The organism is Paenibacillus intestini (genome assembly GCF_030803945.1).
In the GTDB taxonomy this organism is placed as follows: domain Bacteria; phylum Bacillota; class Bacilli; order Paenibacillales; family Paenibacillaceae; genus Paenibacillus; species Paenibacillus polysaccharolyticus.
This window is the reverse complement of the sequence record NZ_JAURUN010000002.1, coordinates 178,905-198,285: the sequence shown is the minus strand read 5'-3', so window position 1 is coordinate 198,285 and position 19,381 is coordinate 178,905. Positions and strand designations below refer to the sequence as shown.

Genomic DNA, 19,381 nt, shown 5'->3' with positions numbered 1-19,381 from the left:
CAAGCGCACGCCTGCCGGCATGCCGGGAAAATGGGAACTCTTTGTCAGAGATATGAAGCGGGATAAACATCTGTATGTCCTACTATCTCCGTATATGTTGTTATTTTTACTTTTTACCGTGTTTCCCGTCATCATCTCCATTTTCTTCAGCTTTACTAACTTCAATATGCTGGAGTTTCCGCAATGGGTCGGCTGGGAGAACTATTCCAAGCTGCTCTGGAATGATGATGTGTTCTTGATTGGTCTCAAAAATACAATTATTTTCTCGGTGGTCACCGGCCCAATCAGTTACATCGCTTGTTTTGTATTCGCGTGGCTGATTAATGAGCTGAATCCCAAGGTGAGAGCCTTTATGACCCTGATCTTTTTTGCACCTTCAATTTCAGGCAATGTGTTTTTTATTTGGCAAATTATATTCTCCGGGGATTCATACGGCATTATGAACGGTTTCTTGATGAAAACAGGCATTCTTTACGAACCGATCCTGTGGCTTCAAGATCCGAAATATATGCTGGCGATCATCATGCTAGTGCAGCTGTGGCTCAGCTTGGGAACCAGTTTCCTGGCGTTCATCGCCGGTTTGCAGACCGTGGATCGTACGCTGTATGAAGCAGGAGCAATCGATGGGGTACAAAATCGCTGGCAGGAGTTATGGTACATTACGCTGCCTTCGATGCGGCCTCAGTTGATGTTTGGTGCGGTCATTCAGATTACTGCGTCCTTGGCGGTTGCCGAAGTTGCTACGGCGCTAGCAGGGTTCCCAAGTGTGCAGTACGGTGCGCATACGATCGTCACTCACTTGATGGATTACGGAACGATCCGCTTCGAAATGGGTTATGCGTCTGCCATTGCAACGGTGTTGTTCGGTCTGATGCTGGGTTCCAACCTGCTTGTACAAAAGCTTCTGAAGAGAGTGGGGGAATAGCAGATGAAGATAGCCCTGCGTATGAAACGAAAAATCAACCGATCCTGGCAGGTCGACATCCTGCTGTTCCTGCTACTTGGCGGATTTGGCGCATTTATGGCGGTTCCGCTCATCTATGTCATTAATAATGCGTTTAAACCGCTGGATGAGCTGTTCATTTTCCCGCCAACCCTGTTTGTTCGCAATCCGACGTTCGAGAATTTCTCGGATTTGTTTCAGGTGATGAAAAATTCATGGGTTCCTTTTTCGAGATACATTTTTAATACCGTGTTCATTACTGCGGCGGGTACGTTTGGTCATATCATTCTGGCCTCGGCGGCTGCATACCCACTAGCGAAACATAAATTTCGCGGACACAAGGTGCTGTTTACAGTCATCGTATTGTCGCTTATGTTCTCGCCACATGTCACGGCAATTCCGAATTACATGATTATGTCGACCCTTGGGTGGCTCGACTCGTATCAAGCGATTATTATCCCTGCCTTTGCTTATCCGCTGGGTTTGTATCTGATGAAGCAGTTTATGGAGCAGATCCCGGATGCATTGCTGGAGGCGGCGAAAATGGATGGTGCGAGCGAATACCGGATTTTCATACAGGTCGTTATGCCGCTCGTTAAACCGGCTTGGTTAACCCTGCTAATCCTGATGATGCAGATGCTGTGGGGAACGGATGGCGGCAGTTTTATCTACAGTGAGCAGCTCAAAACGATGCATTACGCCATGGGACAGATTGTTCAAGGGGGAATTGCTCGTGCAGGGGTAGGCGCTGCAGTAGCGGTCATCATGATGACGGTGCCGATCGTGACGTTTGTATTGTCGCAGAGCAATGTCATTCAAACGATGGCTTCATCCGGCATGAAGGATTAAGGGAGAGGGTGTTACAGATGAGAGTGAAATCATGGCTAATCGTTCTGGCAGCTTCCCTGCTGATTGCCGGATTCGGACATAACCAGGCTCATGCGGCACCGTATGAGGGATATACCTACAACTATTGGGGAGATGCAGTGAAATCACCGATTGCGTTTCTTCCCTCCAGAGTAATCACAGGGGATGAGGCCGGAACAGGAGCATGGCAGTCTCCGCTGGATTTATATGCTGCGAAAGATGGCTTGCTCTATATTCTGGATTCAGGCAATGGACGGATCGTTGTCTTGAACGAGAAATGGGAAACGGTTCGGGTCATTCAAGAGTTTAACCATGACGGTAAAAAGGACAGCTTTAACAATCCTGAGGGACTTTTTGTGACGGAAGCAGGTCAAATCTACGTTGCGGATACCGAAAACAGACGAATCGTAGAGTTGAATCAAGATGGTACTTTTGTGCGGGCCATCGGTGCACCAGAGTCGGATGTGCTTAGTGATACGTTTGAATACTTTCCTCGCAAGGTTATCGTGGACAAAGCTGGACGGATCTACGTGGTTGGTCGCGGGGTCTTTGAAGGACTGATCGAGTTTGATAGTGACGGACGTTTCACCGGATTTATGGGTACCAATCGAGTGCAGTTTGATCCGGTCGACCTGTTCTGGAAAACCGTATCCACCAAGGAACAACGGGAGAAAATGATTCGGTTTATCCCACTGGAGTTCAACAACGCGGACATCGATGATGGCGGTTTTATCTACACCACAACAGCGGACAAAAACTCGCTTTCTGCGGTCAAAAGATTGAATCCCTCCGGTATTGACGTACTTCGGGTTAACGGTGAATTTGCACCGGTCGGAGACTTGACCTTTAATCGTTCTTCCTTCGTGGATATCCAGGTGTCCAGTAACGGTGTCTATCGTGCGCTGGATTCAACAAGAGGTCGGGTGTTCACGTATAACGAGGATGGTAATCTGCTCTATGTCATAGGTCAGCTTGGCAACCAGATCGGTACATTCAAAAATCCGGTCGCCATCGAAAGCTATGGGGACGCTATCTACGTACTGGATCGGGATCTCGGGCGAATTACGGAGTTCAAGGCAACAACGTTTGGAAGCCTGGTTAATGAGGCCAATCGGTTGTACAGCTCTGGCAAACATACGGAAGCCGCGAAGTTATGGCAAGAGGTGTTGCGCCTTGACGCGAACTATGAGATGGCCTATATCGGTATCGGAAAATCGATGCTGCGAGAAGGGAAGTACAAGGACGCAATGACCTATCTGAAGTTAGGGAATGACCGCGAATACTATTCCAAAGCTTTGGCGAAATATCGGAGAGAATACATGCGTGAATATTTCGGAATGTACATGACTGTAGCAATTGCCTTGCTAATCAGCGTCATCGTCTGGCGCCGGATCGCCAGAACAAGGAATGAGAGGGGGGTCAGAGATGTCGCTAATTAAGGAACTCAAATACTCTCTGCATGTCGCGGTACGTCCTTTTGACGGATACTGGGATTTGAAATATGAAAATAAAGGCAGATTGCGCGTTGCATTGCTAGTGCTTCTGGCTGTCACGATAACGATGATCTTGAAGCGACAGTTTGCCGGGTATGTTGTCAATGATAACTATCCGCTCTCGCTTAATAGTATTAACGAGTTCAAATATATCGTTCTCCCTTTTCTACTCTGGTGTATTTCCAATTGGTCCTTGACTACGCTGATGGACGGGGAAGGTAAGTTCAAAGACATCTTGATTGCAACAGGATATGCGATGCTTCCGCTTATTCTGGTCAACATTCCTAATATTTTGCTGAGTAATGTGATTACGCTGCGCGAATCTTCTTTTTATTACTTGCTGGATTCGTTCGGTGTCATCTGGTTTGTGTGGCTGCTGTTTATCGGAACCAAGACAGTACATCAATACTCGGTCATGAAAACGATTACCACCATGCTGCTTACGCTAGTTGTCATGGGTGTTGTGATCTTCCTGGGCCTGCTTTTCTTCAGCCTGATCCAGCAGATCATCAGTTTCGGTTATACCCTCTTTCAAGAGATTACACTGCGCGAATAGGAGAAGAAGGGAGGTGCCTGATATGAGAAAAAAGCGTACTACGTTTGCAGCGGTCATCCTTATTGCAAGCTTGTTTATGGCTCAAAATATCAACTATGCGGAATCCGTATCTGAACGTGTGGTAACCACATCTGGCGATTTACAAGAGGCGGATCAGAGTTCGGCTACTGAGTCTTCTAAAACACAGGAAACTTTAACAAAACAAGAGTCTACAACGACGGATCCTGAACGTGAGGGGGAAAAGCAATCCGATGCGACCAGCTCTGAACCGCAGACGGCATCTGCGAATCAACAGAAGAACGAAGCCGTAACTGTTCCTGAGGGGATGGAAGCTGTTGCGGAAAAGGATGGCCTGATCCTGTATCTAAAGCCGGAAACGACAGAGATTGCGGTCAAGGATCAGAAGAATGGTGCGATGTGGTTTTCTAACCCGCAGGATCGTGAACAGGATACCATTGCGACCGGTTATAACAAGTCCCAGCTGAATGTGCAATTTGAATTGACGTATTACGATAATACGGGCAATGCGCTCAAATACGATAATTTTACGCACAGTGTAGAGAGTGGTCAGTTTGAAGTTGAAAAAGTAGAGGACGGCTTCAACGTTGTATACACGCTGGGTGAAGTCAAAAGTGATATTGAAGCTATCCCTAAATATATTAGCGAAGAACGTTTTAACACGTTGATTCTCGGGAAACTGGAAGAAAAAGACCAGAAAGAGATTGAGAAGCGCTTTAAGTATGATGAGCAGAACAAACGATACGAAAGACGGGATTCATCTCTGAAAGGCGTAGGTTTGTCCAAAGTAACCCGAATTTTCGAGTCTGTCGGCTATGATGAGGCACAGATTGCCATAGACAAAGCGGCCTACGGTGAAGAGGAAAGCGGGAGCGCAAGTGTCATTGTGCCTGTCCAGTATCGGCTGGAGCAAGGACATCTGCGTGTTTCCATTCCGGAAAATGGAATCCAGTATCCAGATACGATGAAAATTCAATCCTTGTCCCTGCTGCCGTTTTTTGGAGCAAGCGGTCCAAAAGATAAAGGATACAGTCTGGTGCCAGACGGATCAGGATCTCTGATTTATTTTAATAATAAAAAAACGTCAGTATCCCCATATAGTACGGCTCTGTATGGAAGTGATCATGCTGTAAATCAGCTCTCCCAGATCCAGAAGGAACAGAAGGCGAGAATGCCGGTGTTTGGTATGAGTTACGGAGACAAAGGATACCTTGCTGTCATTGATAAAGGTGATGCGGTTGCGTCTGTTGAAGCGGATGTCAGCGGCAGATTGAACCAGTACAATACGGTGCATTCCAGTTTTTCACTCAGCAGTATGGAAGAGGTTACCCTGACGAACGGCTGGCGTTCCAGCACAGTCAAACGGTTTCAGGCACAGCCTTTTCATAATGAAATGTCCGTTATCTATGAATTTTTGAGCGCAGATGATGCGAGCTATTCCGGTATGGCCTCGACTTATCGGGATTATCTGACGGAGCAAAAGAATCTCACCCGTTTAGGTGATGATACGGAACTTCCTTTTTACGTGGAATTGATCGGCGGTATCCCGAAGAAAAAGTTTTTCCTCGGCATCCCGTACAATGCTTACGAGTCGCTTACCACGTTCGAAGAGGCACAGGATATTTTAAAAGAAATGCAAAGCCTTGGTGTGGAGGATATCCAGCTTCGGTACTCGGGGTGGTTTAACGGAGGTATGCATCATGATATGCCGAAGTCCATCGATGTTGATAAAAAGCTTGGTGGCGCTAAAGGTTTGCAAAGCCTACAGGCCTATACACAAGAGAATGGTTTTGGATTATATCCGGACGTATCCTTCCTGGAGGCGTTCCCAGAAGCGAAGGGATTCAAAAAATCGTATGCTTCTCGCCAAATTACGGGTAAACTTGCGCAGTTGTTCCCGTACTATATCGCCTCCTTTACACAGGATAATGAAGCCTCTCCGGGCTATGTCCTGAGTCCGGAAGCGGTGCCGGGCATTGTGAACGGATTTCTGCAAGATTATAAGAAAACAGGACTGACAGGTCTATCGCTTCGAGATTTAGGCGACCAGCTGAATTCCGACTTCAACCGCGCTAACGTGATCAATCGCGAACAAGCCAAAGAGGTTGTGATGAATCAGCTTGAGCAGGTGCGCAGCTCGGATGCATCGCTTCTCGTAGAGGGCGGAAATAGTTATGCAAGCCCCTATGCCAGACATATCGTAGATGCACCTGTGAGCAACAGCGGGTTTAACATCACCGATGAAGCGGTGCCCTTTTTCCAACTGGTCTATCACGGCTTCGTGCAATATGCAGGGCAGGCCTGGAATATGGCGGATGATCAGGATTCCCATGTACAGATGCTCCGGGCGATCGAAACCGGATCGGCACCGTATTACACGTGGTTCTATGCAGATCCATCTGCGATCAAACTGACGAGTTTTGACGCGTTATATTCAGCCGATTATCGGCGCTGGATCGAGGAATCAGCAGAGCGATATAAGGAACTTAGGAATGTGTTGCAAGGTGTACAGAATCAAACGATTGTTAAACATGAGAAGCTGGCTAAGGGTGTTTATCAAACGACTTACGAAAAAGGTAAAACGGTCATTGTGAATTACAACGATGCTGCTGTGGAGTGGAATGGCACACGTGTGGCAGCGAAGAGCTACTGGGTAGGAGGTGACATGCCGGAATGAAACTTAAGAAATTATCCCTAGAGCAAAAAAACAGATATTACGGTTTGTATTTCATCCTGCCTTGGTTCATCGGTTTCCTGTTACTTTTCATGGTGCCGCTGATCTCTTCGTTCCGATACAGTCTGAGCAATCTGCAGGTGTCCAATGAAGGGTTTACGCTGGAGTTTATCGGTTTGGCGAATTTCCGTGAGGCGTTATTCTCTCATGAATCCTATGTGAGGATGTTGACGGAATCTGTAATCAATATTGTCGTGAATACACCGTTAATCATTATTTTCAGCCTGTTTTTTGCGGTGATTCTGAATCAGAAGTTTCATGGAAGGGTGCTGGCGAGAGCGATTTTTTTCCTTCCGGTTATTCTGGCTTCGGGTATTATTGCAAGTATCGAAAACGGGGATTTGATGCAATCCGTTGTACGTAGTGCTAACGATATGACGGGCGGTGGACTGTCCGTGATGAAAAATCTGGATCTGACCATTATGTTGCTTGAATCCGGCATGAGTCCGATTTTGGTCGAATATCTGACAGGTGCGGTTAGCCGGATATACGAAATTGTCAGTCAATCAGGCGTCCAGATTCTGATTTTCCTGGCCGGTTTGCAGTCGATTTCTCCATCGCTCTATGAAGCAGCCAAAATCGAAGGATCTACAGGTTATGAAGCCTTTTGGAAAATTACGTTCCCGATGCTAAGCCCGTTGATTCTGACGAATCTGGTGTATACCATCGTGGATAGCTTCATCAGTGATCAGACGAGCCGACTTGTGGTGGATACGGCCTTCAAAAGCTTTAACTTCGGGCTCAGTGCGGCGATGTCCTGGATGTATTTTGCTGTGATTGCACTGATTCTCTGGGTAACGACCGCCTTGGTATCCCGCAAGGTCTTTTATCAAAACTAGCTATATAAGTTAAACTAATTTTTTTACACAAAAACGGAGAGGACAGAAAAAACCTGGAAAAGCGGAGCGTTCGCCTTTATCACCGGATTTTCACCTTTTATTAAAGGTAATCAAAGAAATCTGGGGATAACAGCGATTGGAAGGTTATTCTGTCATCGGAGTGAATGTGTAAACATCTTTGGTTTACCTTATATAGAACAAGGAAAAGGAGGCCTGACATGAAGACAGAAACCGCAGCAGGGCAACCGCCAGCGAAAAAGGAATGGCTGCATCGCCTGGGTTCCACGGCCTACTGGTTTGAAGCGATCAAGAAGTGGGCGTGGATTCTGGTTCGGTTTGTCTTGATCTTTGGCATTTCATTTGTCATTCTATATCCGATTTTATTGAAAATATCGATATCCTTTAAAAGTATGTCCGATCTGTATGACCCAACGGTGATCTGGATTCCGCGTACGTTTACGCTCGAAAACTTTAAACTGGTCTTTACGGCAATGAACTATCCCGGCGTGTTAATGAACACCTTATGGTTATCCTCTGCGGTTATGCTTCTGCAAACGATAACCTGTGTGCTAGCCGGCTATGGGTTTGCAAGAATCAAGTTCAGAGGCAGTGGTTTGTTGTTTGCTGCCGTAATATTTACCATTCTGGTGCCTACACAGACGATCATGATTCCGCTCTATCTGAATTTTAAGAATTTTGATGTGATGGGCTTAATCGAGCTGTTTCGTGGCAGTCCTGCTAATCTGATCAACACATACTGGCCGTTTCTGATCTCCGCAGCACTCGGTATGGGTGTGAAAACAGGTCTGTACGTCTACATTTTCCGCCAGTTCTTCAGAGGTATTCCGCGTGAGATTGAAGAGGCTGCCTACGTGGATGGTGCAGGATATTTCAAAACGTTTGGACGTATTATTTTGCCTAACGCGATCCCTTCAATGGTTACGGTCATGTTGTTCTCGTTCGTATGGCAATGGAATGACTCCTTCTTCACCAATATGTATTTGAATGAACCTAAAGTGATGTCGTCGATGATGTCATCCTCGGGCTTTACCATTGCGACGTATCTAACGGGCGGAGGCCAGGCTGCGGCATCTTATACACAAGACCCGTTTTTCATGTCCATGATGATGAATACGAGTGTGTTGATGGCGATTCTGCCGCTGATTATCATTTATTTGTTCGTTCAGCGTCATTTTGTGGAGAGTGTGGAACGTTCCGGTCTTGTAGGATAACAGGAATCGGAGCAGGGATTAAAGGGGGAATATTTCCTTTATAACTTGAGAAGGACACTGAATTCGAAAAAATATAAGAGGCTGCCTACATAGCTGGCAGTCTCTAACCCATAGCCAATGAACGGTTTGGAGTGCAAAGATCTGCAAAGATAGACCAGGAAGAGGAGGATGAGGGATGCAAAGAGATACCCCAAAAGCAAACAATAGGCTGGATGCACAAGTCACGATTGATGGAAATATATGTTATCAGAGTATAGACAATTTTGGCGCGTCGGATGCGTGGTCGATGGAACCGCTAGGGAAGCATTGGAGCGAGGAAAACAAGGCGCAAATCGCCGATCTGTTATTTTCCAGGGAGCGAGGCATCGGGTTGTCCGCATGGCGTTTTAACATAGGCGCAGGTTCAACAGAAACCGATCAGGATCGAATTCCCGACCCTTGGAGAAGAGCCGAAGCTTTCAAAATATCAGAGGAGCACGAGTATGACTGGAGTAAACAGTCGGGCCAACAGTGGTTCCTTCAAGCCGCGCGTGATCGGGGAGTTGGGACACTTATCGCATTTGTAAATAGTCCGCCGGTATGGATGACCAAAAATGGGCATGCCCAGCCTGATCTTGAAGTGGGTTCGACGAATCTGAAACCGGAGTATAATGGAAAGTTCGCGTCGTATCTAATTGATGTTTTATCGTATTTCAAGGGAAAAGGACTTGCTTTTGACTATATTAGCCCGATCAACGAGCCGACTTGGGACTGGAATCAGTCTTGGCAGGAGGGAAATCGTTATAATAATGATGATCTGAAGCAAGTGATTCTGGAATTATATCGCCAGTTACAGCAGACCGATTTACAGACACGGATCAGTGCACCGGACGGTGTGGAAATTACGTCGCTCTTGGACGACGAATACTATCGTCAGTTTGCGGGAAGTGGTACGTATTCAAGCGGCGCTAACAAGCTGGGAACAGGGAAGTATCGGGAATACATAAAGGATATGATCGGTGATCCTGAGGTGAAAGAAGCGATAGGAAATAAAATGGCTTCTCATTCATACTGGTCTGACTACAGTAATCCGGGGGATGATCGGTTAGTCAGATTGAGGCAATTGCTGCACACGAACATGAAGCATTACGATGAAGAGAGCAAATACTGGGTGACGGAATATTGCATTCTGGGGGATTATGGTCCTGGACGTGATTTAGGGATCGAGCCAGCCCTTCATGTGGCAAGAACGATTCATTTTGATCTGGTGGAAGCGAATGCGGCAGCTTGGCAATGGTGGACAGCGGTTTCCAAAGTAGATTACAAAGATGGATTAATCTATACGGATTTTAATGAAAATGGCGATGAGCAAAATATTTTGACCTCGAAGATGCTGTGGGTACTCGGTAACTATAGCCGATTTATTCGGCCTGGTGCGAAGCGAATCGACTTGACCGGGCTTGGTGAGGAAGCCGACAGCGGTTTGTTAGGTTCTGCCTATGTCCATGTAGGAGAGCAGACCGTGACTGCTGTTTTTGTGAATCATGGTGAACATGACAAATGCGTGCAACTAGACCTTCATGAGCTAGGATTAAATGGACGAATTACGACAATGCAGTCTTACGTAACCAATGCGGAACTGGATCTGGTTTGTCAGGAGAGAGTTACCGCAGCGGAAGAAGAGCAATCTTTTATCGTGAACATTCCAGGAAAATCGGTCGTGACCGTCACTGGCTGTGTACAGAAAGTGGAAAGTAAAGAGTAAGAGCTTTACTTCATATTGCCCATGACATCATGAAGCTTGAACCATGCAGAGATGTGTGATTAAGCCATAATCTTGTCATGGGCTTTTTTCGGATTATGCGATCTGCCAAGATTAGATTAAACTCCAAATTGTTTGAGATGATGGTCCAGATGTTTATAGATGCCTTTTCCCCATTGCTCAGGCGTTAGTTTTCCGAAGAAAGGATGAGGATGATGGGAGCAGTGATCTGAGCCGTTTACTTGAAAAGTGGTAATCTGCTGTTTCAGCTTTTCTTTCTCCGTCCTAAACACTCGATCATCATCAATAACGATCGTTGGAATGGTCGACATATTTTGTGGTAAGGGCTTTTCATTGTAAAACATCGGTTTGGCAAACCGTCCAACAAGTCTTCCGAGCAACCCTCTCGGCGGGAACGTATTACCCAAGGGAATATCATGAAAAGCCACACAGTGAGCTAACATTTGAGAAACCTGCATGGTTCCCCACAGAGGTGTGGAATCTTCACGGAGTCGATCAATACGATCTGTAATTTCAGAAGCATGCTTTGTTTCAAAGATACTTTTCATTGAAGCACCCCGATCCATTATAGTAACTGGTGAACTAGAAACAGGATCATTCCATTATTGAGAGGTTTATTCTGATATGTTCAACAATAATAAAATATGGTAAGTTTAGTCAATGAAAACGAGGAAAATAATGTTAGCAAAATGGAGGCGGATACCATGGAAAACAAGGAAACATTTAATCTCGTAGTGAGTGAATATGAGCGTTACAGACCTGTCTATCCGAGCGAAATGTTTGATGATATTTTTACATATGCGAAGCTTGATAAGCAAGATTCCATTCTTGAAGTTGGTTGCGGAACAGGGCAGGCCACTGGTGGTTTGGTGAGTAAGGACTACACCAACATTACGTGTATTGAATTAGGTAGCAATTTGGCACAGTTTACCGCAGATAAATTCAGATCGTATCCATCCATTCAAGTGATCAACACTTCGTTTGAGGAATGGAATGATGGAGGAAAGCTTTTCAAGTTGATGGTGTCAGGCACAGCCTTTCATTTTATTGATCCAGAGATCGGCTACCGCAGGGCCTGGGAAGTGCTTGAGGATGAGGGATGCATAGGTTTTTTTTGGACAGTTCATGTTCCTGGCTACGACCAGCTGCATCGAGAAATCCGTGCGCATTACATTGCGCTAGCCCCTCATTTGGATGATTCTCAATATCCTTCGCCTGATGAAGTCATTCAGGAGCGCAAAGAAATAACGGAGCCTTCGGGCTTGTTCACAGACATTAAGGTCAAGGAATATAACTGGATACAGTCCTGTTCGAGCGATGAATATGTCGCACTTTTAAATACAAATTCCAAGCATCAGCAGCTTTCTGAGGATGTTCGGAGTGAGCTTTTGGGGAGAATCAAACGTTCAATAGATCATGCAGGCGGAACGATAGACAAACATCACAAGGTCGCTCTTTTTTTAGGTAGAAAAAAAGTGTAAAAATACAGGTTCTATCATTTTAATCAAGAGGAGGAAAAGGAATATGACTGACCCGCGTTCAACTTACAATATCCAAACCGCAGTATTAAGTTTCGAAGCTGAATTAGAGAGGTTAAAGATGCAAGCCGGCATGGGATGGTCCAAAGAATTTCGTAATCTGGCGTGGTATGGGCTCAAAAATGGAATGCGTGTTTTAGAGGTCGGAAGCGGACCCGGCTACATCACGGAACAATTATTGAACAGTCTACCGGGCAGCGAGATTACCTCGCTTGAGATAGATCGTACGTTACAAGCGCAAGCCAAAGAACGGCTGAAGGACGTTTCTTCGGAGCGACTGCAATTTGTGGAATCTTCCATTTATCAGATGGACCTGCCGGATAATTCATTTGATTTTGTGGTGGCTAGGCTGATCTTTCTTCACCTGAACAATCCGATCGAAGCTGCGCAAGAAATTTATCGTGTGCTCAAGCCTGGTGGCCGGCTGGCCATTATTGATGTTGACGATGGTGTTTTTGGCGCAGTGAATCCAGATATACCGGCGCTATATACCGTATTAATGAAAATCGCGGGCTATGTAGCCCAACATGGTGGGAATCGGTTAATTGGCAGAAGTTTGCCGCGGCTCCTCTCTGAGAGTGGATACATTGATGTTGACATCGATGCGGTTGTTCAACACAGTGACATCATCGGGATGGAGGGTTTCAAGCAACAATTCAATCTCCAGCGTTTTGTACATTTTGTTGAGAAGAGTATCATTAGCCGGGAGGAGTTTGCCCAGTTGCAGCGAGCTTTTGAAGCTATAAGTCATTCACCAGAAGCCTATGCCATGATGAATTTTATTACTGCTTGCGGCACGAAGCCATTGTAAGGGCTATGAGGGACGGAGGATGAAGATGAGGAAGAATATCGATCATGCTTTTCAGGAAACAGTCGCTCGAGGCGATCATCAGGGGATGATCAACTTATTGAAAGAATATGAACAATCCGGCGAACTAGCTGTGAATGAACGAGGCTGGGTATACTGGAATATTTCAGATGGTTATGCCCTTTTAAGAGATCCGGAGCCACTTTATGCCAATCATTTGGCATTTTTCGAATGGGGGAAGCAGATTCTCCCCCCTGAACAGTACCATTGGGTCGTTTCTGATTCTACACAGGCTTTGTCGTTGTCTCTGGGGAGCGTCTAGCTTATCTGTATCACTCCAGAGACGAAAGAGAAGTAGATTTACTTATGCATGAAACGATGCATTTAATAGATCACATCGATTGGGCTTCCTCAGAGCCAATGAAAAAAGAAGAAGTTGTCGGCAGTTGGGAAGATGTGAATTCGAGCAGAATATCACAGAGAGATATTCACATTGCGCTAAACAATCTGGCTTGTATTCTAGCGGATATTGAACAGTCTGAAGACAGTGCGAAGTTGTTCAGACAGCTACAAGATAGCGGGTACGTCTTGAATGGATATGCCTTTTCCAAATATATTTATTCGATCTGGAAGTCGGAAGGTTTAGGAGCTGTTCGGGAAGTAATGGTGGCTAACAAATCTTTTGAGTTCCCTGAACTGACTAAACATAGTCCTACTCTTGTCGAGATCGGAGATCAGATTTGAGCACGTATTAGTGAAGAGCACTCAATGGAAATAAGAAAGAAGGAATGCATGAAGTGATACATGACATCTTGTTAAATCGATTCCCAAATGTAAAAATCGTCGAATTAACTGGCGGTTATACGAATATGACCCTCTTACTTGAGGGAACTGACATGAAGAGGGTTGCCAAAATCTATGATGTGAACAACGCAGATGCAAAGACAGAAATAAATGCACTGAGGCTGTTAACTCATTCTGGGGTGACTCCGCGAGTGTATGATTTTTTTGAACAGGATGAACGGCTATTTGTAATGATGGACTATGTCCCGGGCGTAAATGCACAGACGATTTTGGATCAAGATGGACTTGAACAAGGCAGGAGAATGTATGAGCAACTGGGTAAATATCTTGCCAAAGAGGTGCACTCCGTCAAACGAGACAATAAAGACACAGAGTTGCCTGTTATCATGAAATCCGCTGTTGCTGTGGATGGACTTGAGTTCATCCCCACCGGAATCATGAGCATGGCAAATGAAGTGTTAAGCACTCCTGATCATGGGGAACAAACTCTGATTCACGGGGATTATGAACCGCATCAAGAATGCCCACCCGGATGTACAGAAGGAATGGTTGCGAAGATTAGAATGGACGCTTCATACGAACTTTAGTGTAAATGAATAGCGAGATGAATCAAACCTAAATACCTAGGCCTATGTGAAAGGAGCGATGCAGTATGAGAAAACAGTTGAATATGTGCATTAGAAAACGAAGAAAACCATTAGGAGGAATTTTAAATGACTATTCAGGTGAGACCTGTTTCGATGGATGATTGGTTTGCTTGTACTCAATTGCAGGTAAGTGAAGAACAGAAAACGGCATTCCCTGCACCCGTGGTATATTGGCTGGCTGAGTCCAGGTTTGTCACTGACTTTCAACCCATGGCCATCTACAAGGACTTAGATTTGGTAGGTTTTGCAGTATACTCCGATCAAGAGCATGACGAGGGTGATTATTGGCTGCCTGCTTTGATGATTGATAGTAAATATCAGGGTAGAGGATATGGAAAAGAAGCGCTTCGTGCTTTGATTCAAAGGATGCAAAAGACACTAAACTGCAAACGCATTCTAATTGGACATAGGCCTGATAATCACGTTGCCGGCGCCTTATACGAATCTCTTGGTTTTCAGCGGATCAGTGAGCAACTTATCGATGGTGAGGTTGTTCGAGCTCTGAAATTCGGCATATAAAGGGTTTGAATAACATCTTTATGATGGGTTGAGCCCATGAGCCTCAACTTGTTTAGAGAGGAGGGACAGACGAAGATGAATATATTTAAAAGGCTGACCTTTTGGTTAGTCCTTTTCTCATTACTGGTGTGTTTCAATAACCTAACGGGCAATGACGATAAAAACATTTTGATATATTTAACGAATCCATTCAATCCACTATTAAACCGCTGGCTAACAGACATCAATATGAACCCGGAGACAACGTACTTGTTTAAACCTCTCATTTGTGGATTACATCTGCTTTTTTGGACAGCATTGGGTCTGATTATTGATAAATTAATAAAGAAGGATAAGATCAGGAAACAAACCGGGAGGTAATATTCAATAATGATTGATCCACCACGTCGTAGACTGAGAGCTATGACGTGGTTTTTTTATTTCCAGCATGTAGATACATGAAATCCATTGGAATCATTTGCAACAATTGTGATCAACAATACAGCAATATAGTTCATATTAGTTCGAAATATCTGTGATACAATTCATTGTAAAGCGCTATCATTACAAATGATTAAACTATATTGCTATTTGTATTCAGAGAAGGGAGATCTTTATTGATGTTAACTATACACACCCCGACGAATATGGCATTGCAGGAAAATGAAGTTTATGTGCGCTCGGAAGCTGACAATTTTCAGGATGAATGGCCCATTCATACACATAACGGGTATGAGATTCATTATTTCATCCAAGGGGATGCAACCTTCTTAATCGGTGATCGAATCTATAAGCCGAAGCCCGGTGATATGTTTATTTTCAGAGGTGGAGTTCCTCATCGAATTAATCCTTCGAGAGAGATTGTGTACAAGCGAAGTTTTGTTAATTTTACGGAAATATTGCTATTAGATATGCTCGAACTTAGTCAATTAGAGAATCTGATGTCTATTTTCCGTCACCCCGACGGTTTATTGGTACATTGGTCCCCGGAGGAGCGTGAATACATCTCAAGTACATTTAAAGGGATTAAAGAGGAGATGGATGCCCGAAGTGCGGGATGCAAAACGATGGTTAAATTGATTCTTACTCAGTTGCTACTGCGGATTTATCGAAAAATGACTACGGAGCAATCGGTCGATCCGATTCTGATTTCCTCACAGAAGCAGTCCAGTGTGAGCCGGGTTCTTCATTATTTGAACCAAAATTATGCGGAGAACGTTTCGCTCGATGAACTTTCCAAAACGCTGCATTTGAATAAATATTATATTTGTCATTCTTTCAAAGAAACAACGGGATATACCATCAGCAATTATGTCATACGAAAAAGGGTGGCAGAGGCCAAAAAGCTGTTGCTATCTACCGATGCACCGATTTTGTCTATATCCGAGACATTAGGCTTCAATACACCTGTGTATTTCAGCAGAGCATTCAAACAATACGTCGGTGTTTCTCCACAGTTGTTCCGTAAAAACGAATTGCTTCATGTATCCCAAAATCATTAATTCTTCTTAAGGAGAGGTTAAAATGACAAGAAAAACATGGTTTAAGATGAGCATCAGCGCGTTACTGACAGCGGTGCTCATCCTGCTGAGCGCTTGTGGAGATGCAGGTAACAACGCTAATGGGAAACAAAAATCTCTTGATTTCTTATGGTTCTCTGATGGGAAAGAAGGAGAAGTCATCAAGGAGGTCATTAAGGAATACGAGCAAAGTAATACTAACGTAAAAATCAATCTGATTGAAGTCGGCTTCAAGGATATTCAAACCAAGTTGAAAACGATGTTATCCGGAGGTAAACCACCAGCCTTGAGCCGGGTGACGGATACGGGGTCTTTTGCCAATCAGGCTGTTGATCTTACCCCTTATGTACAGAATGCGGAACAATTCCAAGATCAATTTATCGACTCGCTTAAACCTTACTATGTTATGGATAACAAACTGGTAGCCGCACCGATGGATGTTACAGCAAATGGATTGATTTATAACAAAACCTTGTTTGATAAAGCCGGTGTCAAGGTGCCAACTTCTCCAGATGAAGTATGGACTTGGGATGAATATATCGCTGCATTAAAGCAGGTGATGGACAAAGGTGGAGCACGATATGGTATGGTTTGGGATGTCACTCCCCATCGGTGGTCTACGCTGTTGTACCAGAATGGCGGAAGCATCTTGACAGAGGATGGCAGTGCAGCAGCGATTAACAGTGAAGCTGGGATTCGCTCCATGGAGATGTTCAAACAGCTTCATCAAGAGGGTATCATGCCTGAATCGGTATGGCTGGGTGGAGAAAATCCGAACAACTTGTTCCGTTCCGGAACGGTAGCGGCGCACTGGGCTGGCAACTGGATGATTAGCAATTATAAGGATATTACCGACTTCGAATGGGGTGTCACCTACATGCCAAAAGGAACGCAGCGTTCTTCCGTACCCGGAGGGAAGTTCCTTATGGCCTTTAAGGGCAGCGGACAGGAAGAGGAAGCTGCAAAGTTTATTGAATATTTGACGTCCAAAGAAGTGAATTCCAAATATAATCAGGAGTCCTTGTTCATGAGTCCAAGGAAGGACAGTTCCACACTGAATTATGAATTTGGCAAGGAGATGTTTGAAGTTTTCTCGGATGAACTGAAAAACAGTTCGCCTCTTGCAGCGAATGATTGGTCCAGACAAACGCTTATATCCAAGATTTCTACGGATTTGAAAAATCATATTATGGACGTGTTATCCGATAAAGCAACCCCGCAGGATGCATTGGATCAGATGGCTAAGCAGATCAATGAAGCCATTGGCAGTCAATAAGGGCTAACCAAACACAAAGTTAAACGTAAAGCCAAATGTTCATCACAACCGGGGGCTTAGCGATTCCAGTTAGGCCTCCCTTTTGTTTAATTTATAGGGAAGGGGCACGCAGATGAGTGAAGCACAGCGAACAAATCATAAAACATTGACCAAACAGAACAGGAAACTCGTTATCGCTCCGTATCTGTTCATACTTCCGAATCTCCTGATCTTTAGTACATTTATTGTCTTTCCCTCTTTATTGGGGCTGTACTATTCATTCCATGTCTATGATGGGTTGAATCCGATGAAATTTAATGGGCTGGACAATTATATGAAGATTCTGACGGATCAGGAGTTCTGGTCAACCATAGGGCGAACAGGCGTTTATGCTGTCATTGTTGTTCCGTTAATTTATGCAGCGGCTTTAGGCATTGCGTTGTTGCTGGCGCGTGAGATTCGTATGCGCGGTTTCTTCAGAGCTATCTTTTACTGGCCAACCATGATTTCCTTTATCATTGTAGGTTTAACCTGGAAGTGGATTTTCGGAGATTCCTTCGGCATTCTGAATCATCTGTTAACGATGGCAGGTGCAGAACCCGTAGGCTTTCTAACTTCATCTTTCTGGGCCAATACGGCCGTTATTGTAGCGACGGTATGGTCACGAGCAGGATTTTTCATGGTCATTTTTATTGCGGGGTTACAAGCTATACCCACAGATTATTATGAGGCCGCTCGCTTGGATGGAGCAACGGGCACCAAAGTTTTTCGTTATATTACCCTGCCGCTATTGAAGCCGACAAGTTTACTCGTGGTTATGCTTTGTCTGATTGACGCGTTTAAAGCCTTCCCACTTATGTTTGCGCTTACAGGCGGTGGGCCAGGTAAAGAAACGACCTTTATTGTTCAATACATTTATGAGATTGGATTTAACAGGCAGGAATTAGGTCTTGCCAGTGCCATGTCCGTTATTTTGTTTATACTTATTGGCGGTTTCTCGGCACTTCAATTCCGCTTATCGAAAGGAGGAGCTGTCTGATGGTGATGAAACCTATGGCCAAAATTGCAATCTACAGTATATTGAGTGTGGCCGCAGTGTTATGGCTCCTGCCTGTACTATGGGTTGTGATCTCTGCTCTGAAAACCAATAGCGATCTATACAGCTTTCCTCCTAAATTGTGGCCAGATCCAGTGACCTTCGAACATTTCAAAGCGGCATTCAAAAAAGGTGATTTTGGCTTGTATTTTATGAATAGCACGATCGTTACGATATCTTCAACGTTATTGCTGTTATTGATCAATTCCATGGCAGGGTTTGCACTCGCCAAATATCGCTTCCGTGGAAGCTCCATTATACTTATTGCTTTTATCTCAACACTTATGATCCCGATTGAGGTCATTATGATCCCAATCTTCAAAGTGCTAAGTGCACTTGGTTTATATAACAGCCTGCTTGCCATCATCATTCCGCCTGCAGCAACGCCGACAGGTGTGTTCCTTATGCGGCAATATTTGCTGACCGTACCGGATGAGTTGTTAGAAGCGGCTCGTATGGATGGAGCTGGCGAATGGAAAATTTACTGGAGCATTATTCTTCCGATAGCCAAGCCCATTCTGGCTGTACTTGCGATCTTTTCTTTTATGTGGAGATGGGATGATTTCGTATGGCCGTTAATTGCAATCAGTGATCCATCCAAATACACCATTCAGCTGGCGCTCTCTAATTTTATTGGGGAATACAATGTCGATTGGGGAAGCCTGCTTGCGATGTCCGTCATTACGATGCTTCCGGTCTTAATTGTATTTATGGTTTTCCAGCGTTATTTTGTCAGCGGTATGATTACTTCAGGGATGAAAGGATGAGTTA

19 protein-coding genes are annotated in these 19,381 nt (G+C 44.7%); 18 read left to right on the top strand and 1 reads right to left on the bottom strand.

Features of this window, described 5'->3' with window-relative positions; all coding sequences use genetic code 11:
* Positions 1-19: 19 nt before the first annotated feature.
* The 8 genes from J2T16_RS06000 (at position 20) to J2T16_RS05965 (ending at position 10,426) form a co-directional block, all read left to right on the top strand.
* Positions 20-925 (top strand): carbohydrate ABC transporter permease, encoded by a 906-nt coding sequence (locus J2T16_RS06000; protein ID WP_240037208.1) that lies wholly within the window; start codon positions 20-22, stop codon positions 923-925.
* A gap of 3 nt (positions 926-928) precedes the next feature.
* Positions 929-1,792 carry a carbohydrate ABC transporter permease gene (locus tag J2T16_RS05995; protein ID WP_090920933.1) on the top strand — a complete coding sequence of 288 codons (864 nt, stop codon included), beginning with the start codon at positions 929-931 and terminating at the stop codon, positions 1,790-1,792.
* 23 nt (positions 1,793-1,815) lie between these two features.
* Positions 1,816-3,249, top strand: coding sequence for a gluconolactonase (locus tag J2T16_RS05990; protein WP_341181981.1), 1,434 nt, complete (start codon positions 1,816-1,818; stop codon positions 3,247-3,249).
* Positions 3,236-3,859, top strand: a complete 624-nt coding sequence (locus J2T16_RS05985) for a Yip1 family protein (RefSeq protein ID WP_090920930.1) — start codon at positions 3,236-3,238, stop codon at positions 3,857-3,859. The genes J2T16_RS05990 and J2T16_RS05985 overlap by 14 nt, the downstream gene beginning before the upstream one ends.
* A 22-nt stretch (positions 3,860-3,881) precedes the next feature.
* Positions 3,882-6,554: a DUF5696 domain-containing protein gene (locus J2T16_RS05980; protein WP_499017954.1), complete on the top strand. Its 2,673-nt coding sequence runs from the start codon at positions 3,882-3,884 to the stop codon at positions 6,552-6,554.
* Entirely contained in the window at positions 6,551-7,450 is a 900-nt protein-coding gene (locus tag J2T16_RS05975) for a carbohydrate ABC transporter permease (protein ID WP_090920925.1), read from the top strand. The genes J2T16_RS05980 and J2T16_RS05975 overlap by 4 nt, the downstream gene beginning before the upstream one ends.
* A gap of 218 nt (positions 7,451-7,668) precedes the next feature.
* Positions 7,669-8,682: a carbohydrate ABC transporter permease gene (locus J2T16_RS05970; RefSeq protein WP_090920923.1), complete on the top strand. Its 1,014-nt coding sequence runs from the start codon at positions 7,669-7,671 to the stop codon at positions 8,680-8,682.
* Positions 8,683-8,857: 175 nt separating this feature from the next.
* Positions 8,858-10,426, top strand: a complete 1,569-nt coding sequence (locus J2T16_RS05965) for a glycoside hydrolase (RefSeq protein WP_499017952.1) — start codon at positions 8,858-8,860, stop codon at positions 10,424-10,426.
* 116 nt (positions 10,427-10,542) lie between these two features.
* Here the strand turns inward: J2T16_RS05965 and J2T16_RS05960 are convergent, their stop codons facing one another.
* Positions 10,543-10,992, bottom strand: coding sequence for a DUF1569 domain-containing protein (locus tag J2T16_RS05960; protein WP_154886278.1), 450 nt, complete (start codon positions 10,990-10,992; stop codon positions 10,543-10,545).
* Between the two features lie 156 nt (positions 10,993-11,148).
* On the opposite strand from J2T16_RS05960, the gene J2T16_RS05955 reads away from it, so the two are divergent.
* The 10 genes from J2T16_RS05955 to J2T16_RS05910 all read left to right on the top strand — a co-directional run bounded on the left by J2T16_RS05955 (position 11,149) and on the right by J2T16_RS05910 (position 19,377).
* A complete protein-coding gene (locus tag J2T16_RS05955; protein ID WP_499017951.1) occupies positions 11,149-11,925 on the top strand; it encodes a class I SAM-dependent methyltransferase in 777 nt (258 codons plus the stop codon).
* Positions 11,926-11,968: 43 nt separating this feature from the next.
* Positions 11,969-12,793: a methyltransferase domain-containing protein gene (locus J2T16_RS05950; RefSeq protein ID WP_499017950.1), complete on the top strand. Its 825-nt coding sequence runs from the start codon at positions 11,969-11,971 to the stop codon at positions 12,791-12,793.
* A 25-nt stretch (positions 12,794-12,818) separates the two neighbouring features.
* Positions 12,819-13,112, top strand: coding sequence for a hypothetical protein (locus J2T16_RS05945; protein ID WP_499017948.1), 294 nt, complete (start codon positions 12,819-12,821; stop codon positions 13,110-13,112).
* Positions 13,113-13,168: 56 nt separating this feature from the next.
* Positions 13,169-13,534 (top strand): hypothetical protein, encoded by a 366-nt coding sequence (locus J2T16_RS05940; RefSeq protein ID WP_499017947.1) that lies wholly within the window; start codon positions 13,169-13,171, stop codon positions 13,532-13,534.
* A 68-nt stretch (positions 13,535-13,602) separates the two neighbouring features.
* Complete coding sequence (locus J2T16_RS05935; protein ID WP_499017945.1) at positions 13,603-14,181, top strand: phosphotransferase family protein; 579 nt, start codon at positions 13,603-13,605, stop codon at positions 14,179-14,181.
* 126 nt (positions 14,182-14,307) lie between these two features.
* Positions 14,308-14,760: a GNAT family N-acetyltransferase gene (locus tag J2T16_RS05930; protein WP_499017944.1), complete on the top strand. Its 453-nt coding sequence runs from the start codon at positions 14,308-14,310 to the stop codon at positions 14,758-14,760.
* A gap of 599 nt (positions 14,761-15,359) precedes the next feature.
* Complete coding sequence (locus J2T16_RS05925) at positions 15,360-16,241, top strand: AraC family transcriptional regulator (RefSeq protein ID WP_154983809.1); 882 nt, start codon at positions 15,360-15,362, stop codon at positions 16,239-16,241.
* A gap of 22 nt (positions 16,242-16,263) precedes the next feature.
* Positions 16,264-17,535 carry an ABC transporter substrate-binding protein gene (locus J2T16_RS05920; protein WP_154983808.1) on the top strand — a complete coding sequence of 424 codons (1,272 nt, stop codon included), beginning with the start codon at positions 16,264-16,266 and terminating at the stop codon, positions 17,533-17,535.
* A gap of 112 nt (positions 17,536-17,647) precedes the next feature.
* Complete coding sequence (locus tag J2T16_RS05915) at positions 17,648-18,553, top strand: carbohydrate ABC transporter permease (RefSeq protein ID WP_154886270.1); 906 nt, start codon at positions 17,648-17,650, stop codon at positions 18,551-18,553.
* Positions 18,553-19,377, top strand: coding sequence for a carbohydrate ABC transporter permease (locus tag J2T16_RS05910; RefSeq protein ID WP_154886269.1), 825 nt, complete (start codon positions 18,553-18,555; stop codon positions 19,375-19,377). The genes J2T16_RS05915 and J2T16_RS05910 overlap by 1 nt, the downstream gene beginning before the upstream one ends.
* The last annotated feature ends 4 nt before the right edge of the window (positions 19,378-19,381 follow it).

Excerpts from the sequence above, each read along its gene's own strand:
- J2T16_RS05930 (WP_499017944.1), top strand. The coding sequence starts at position 14,308 with ATGACTATTCAGGTGAGACCTGTTTCGATGGATGATTGGTTTGCTTGT.
- J2T16_RS05915 (WP_154886270.1), top strand. The coding sequence starts at position 17,648 with ATGAGTGAAGCACAGCGAACAAATCATAAAACATTGACCAAACAGAAC.
- J2T16_RS05955 (WP_499017951.1), top strand. The coding sequence starts at position 11,149 with ATGGAAAACAAGGAAACATTTAATCTCGTAGTGAGTGAATATGAGCGT.
- J2T16_RS05940 (WP_499017947.1), top strand. The coding sequence starts at position 13,169 with ATGCATTTAATAGATCACATCGATTGGGCTTCCTCAGAGCCAATGAAA.
- J2T16_RS05995 (WP_090920933.1), top strand. The coding sequence starts at position 929 with ATGAAGATAGCCCTGCGTATGAAACGAAAAATCAACCGATCCTGGCAG.
- J2T16_RS05925 (WP_154983809.1), top strand. The coding sequence starts at position 15,360 with ATGTTAACTATACACACCCCGACGAATATGGCATTGCAGGAAAATGAA.
- J2T16_RS05970 (WP_090920923.1), top strand. The coding sequence starts at position 7,669 with ATGAAGACAGAAACCGCAGCAGGGCAACCGCCAGCGAAAAAGGAATGG.
- J2T16_RS05980 (WP_499017954.1), top strand. The coding sequence starts at position 3,882 with ATGAGAAAAAAGCGTACTACGTTTGCAGCGGTCATCCTTATTGCAAGC.
- J2T16_RS05975 (WP_090920925.1), top strand. The coding sequence starts at position 6,551 with ATGAAACTTAAGAAATTATCCCTAGAGCAAAAAAACAGATATTACGGT.
- J2T16_RS05910 (WP_154886269.1), top strand. The coding sequence starts at position 18,553 with ATGGTGATGAAACCTATGGCCAAAATTGCAATCTACAGTATATTGAGT.
- J2T16_RS05965 (WP_499017952.1), top strand. The coding sequence starts at position 8,858 with ATGCAAAGAGATACCCCAAAAGCAAACAATAGGCTGGATGCACAAGTC.
- J2T16_RS05950 (WP_499017950.1), top strand. The coding sequence starts at position 11,969 with ATGACTGACCCGCGTTCAACTTACAATATCCAAACCGCAGTATTAAGT.
- J2T16_RS05960 (WP_154886278.1), bottom strand. The coding sequence starts at position 10,992 with ATGAAAAGTATCTTTGAAACAAAGCATGCTTCTGAAATTACAGATCGT.
- J2T16_RS05985 (WP_090920930.1), top strand. The coding sequence starts at position 3,236 with ATGTCGCTAATTAAGGAACTCAAATACTCTCTGCATGTCGCGGTACGT.
- J2T16_RS05920 (WP_154983808.1), top strand. The coding sequence starts at position 16,264 with ATGACAAGAAAAACATGGTTTAAGATGAGCATCAGCGCGTTACTGACA.
- J2T16_RS06000 (WP_240037208.1), top strand. The coding sequence starts at position 20 with ATGCCGGGAAAATGGGAACTCTTTGTCAGAGATATGAAGCGGGATAAA.
- J2T16_RS05945 (WP_499017948.1), top strand. The coding sequence starts at position 12,819 with ATGAGGAAGAATATCGATCATGCTTTTCAGGAAACAGTCGCTCGAGGC.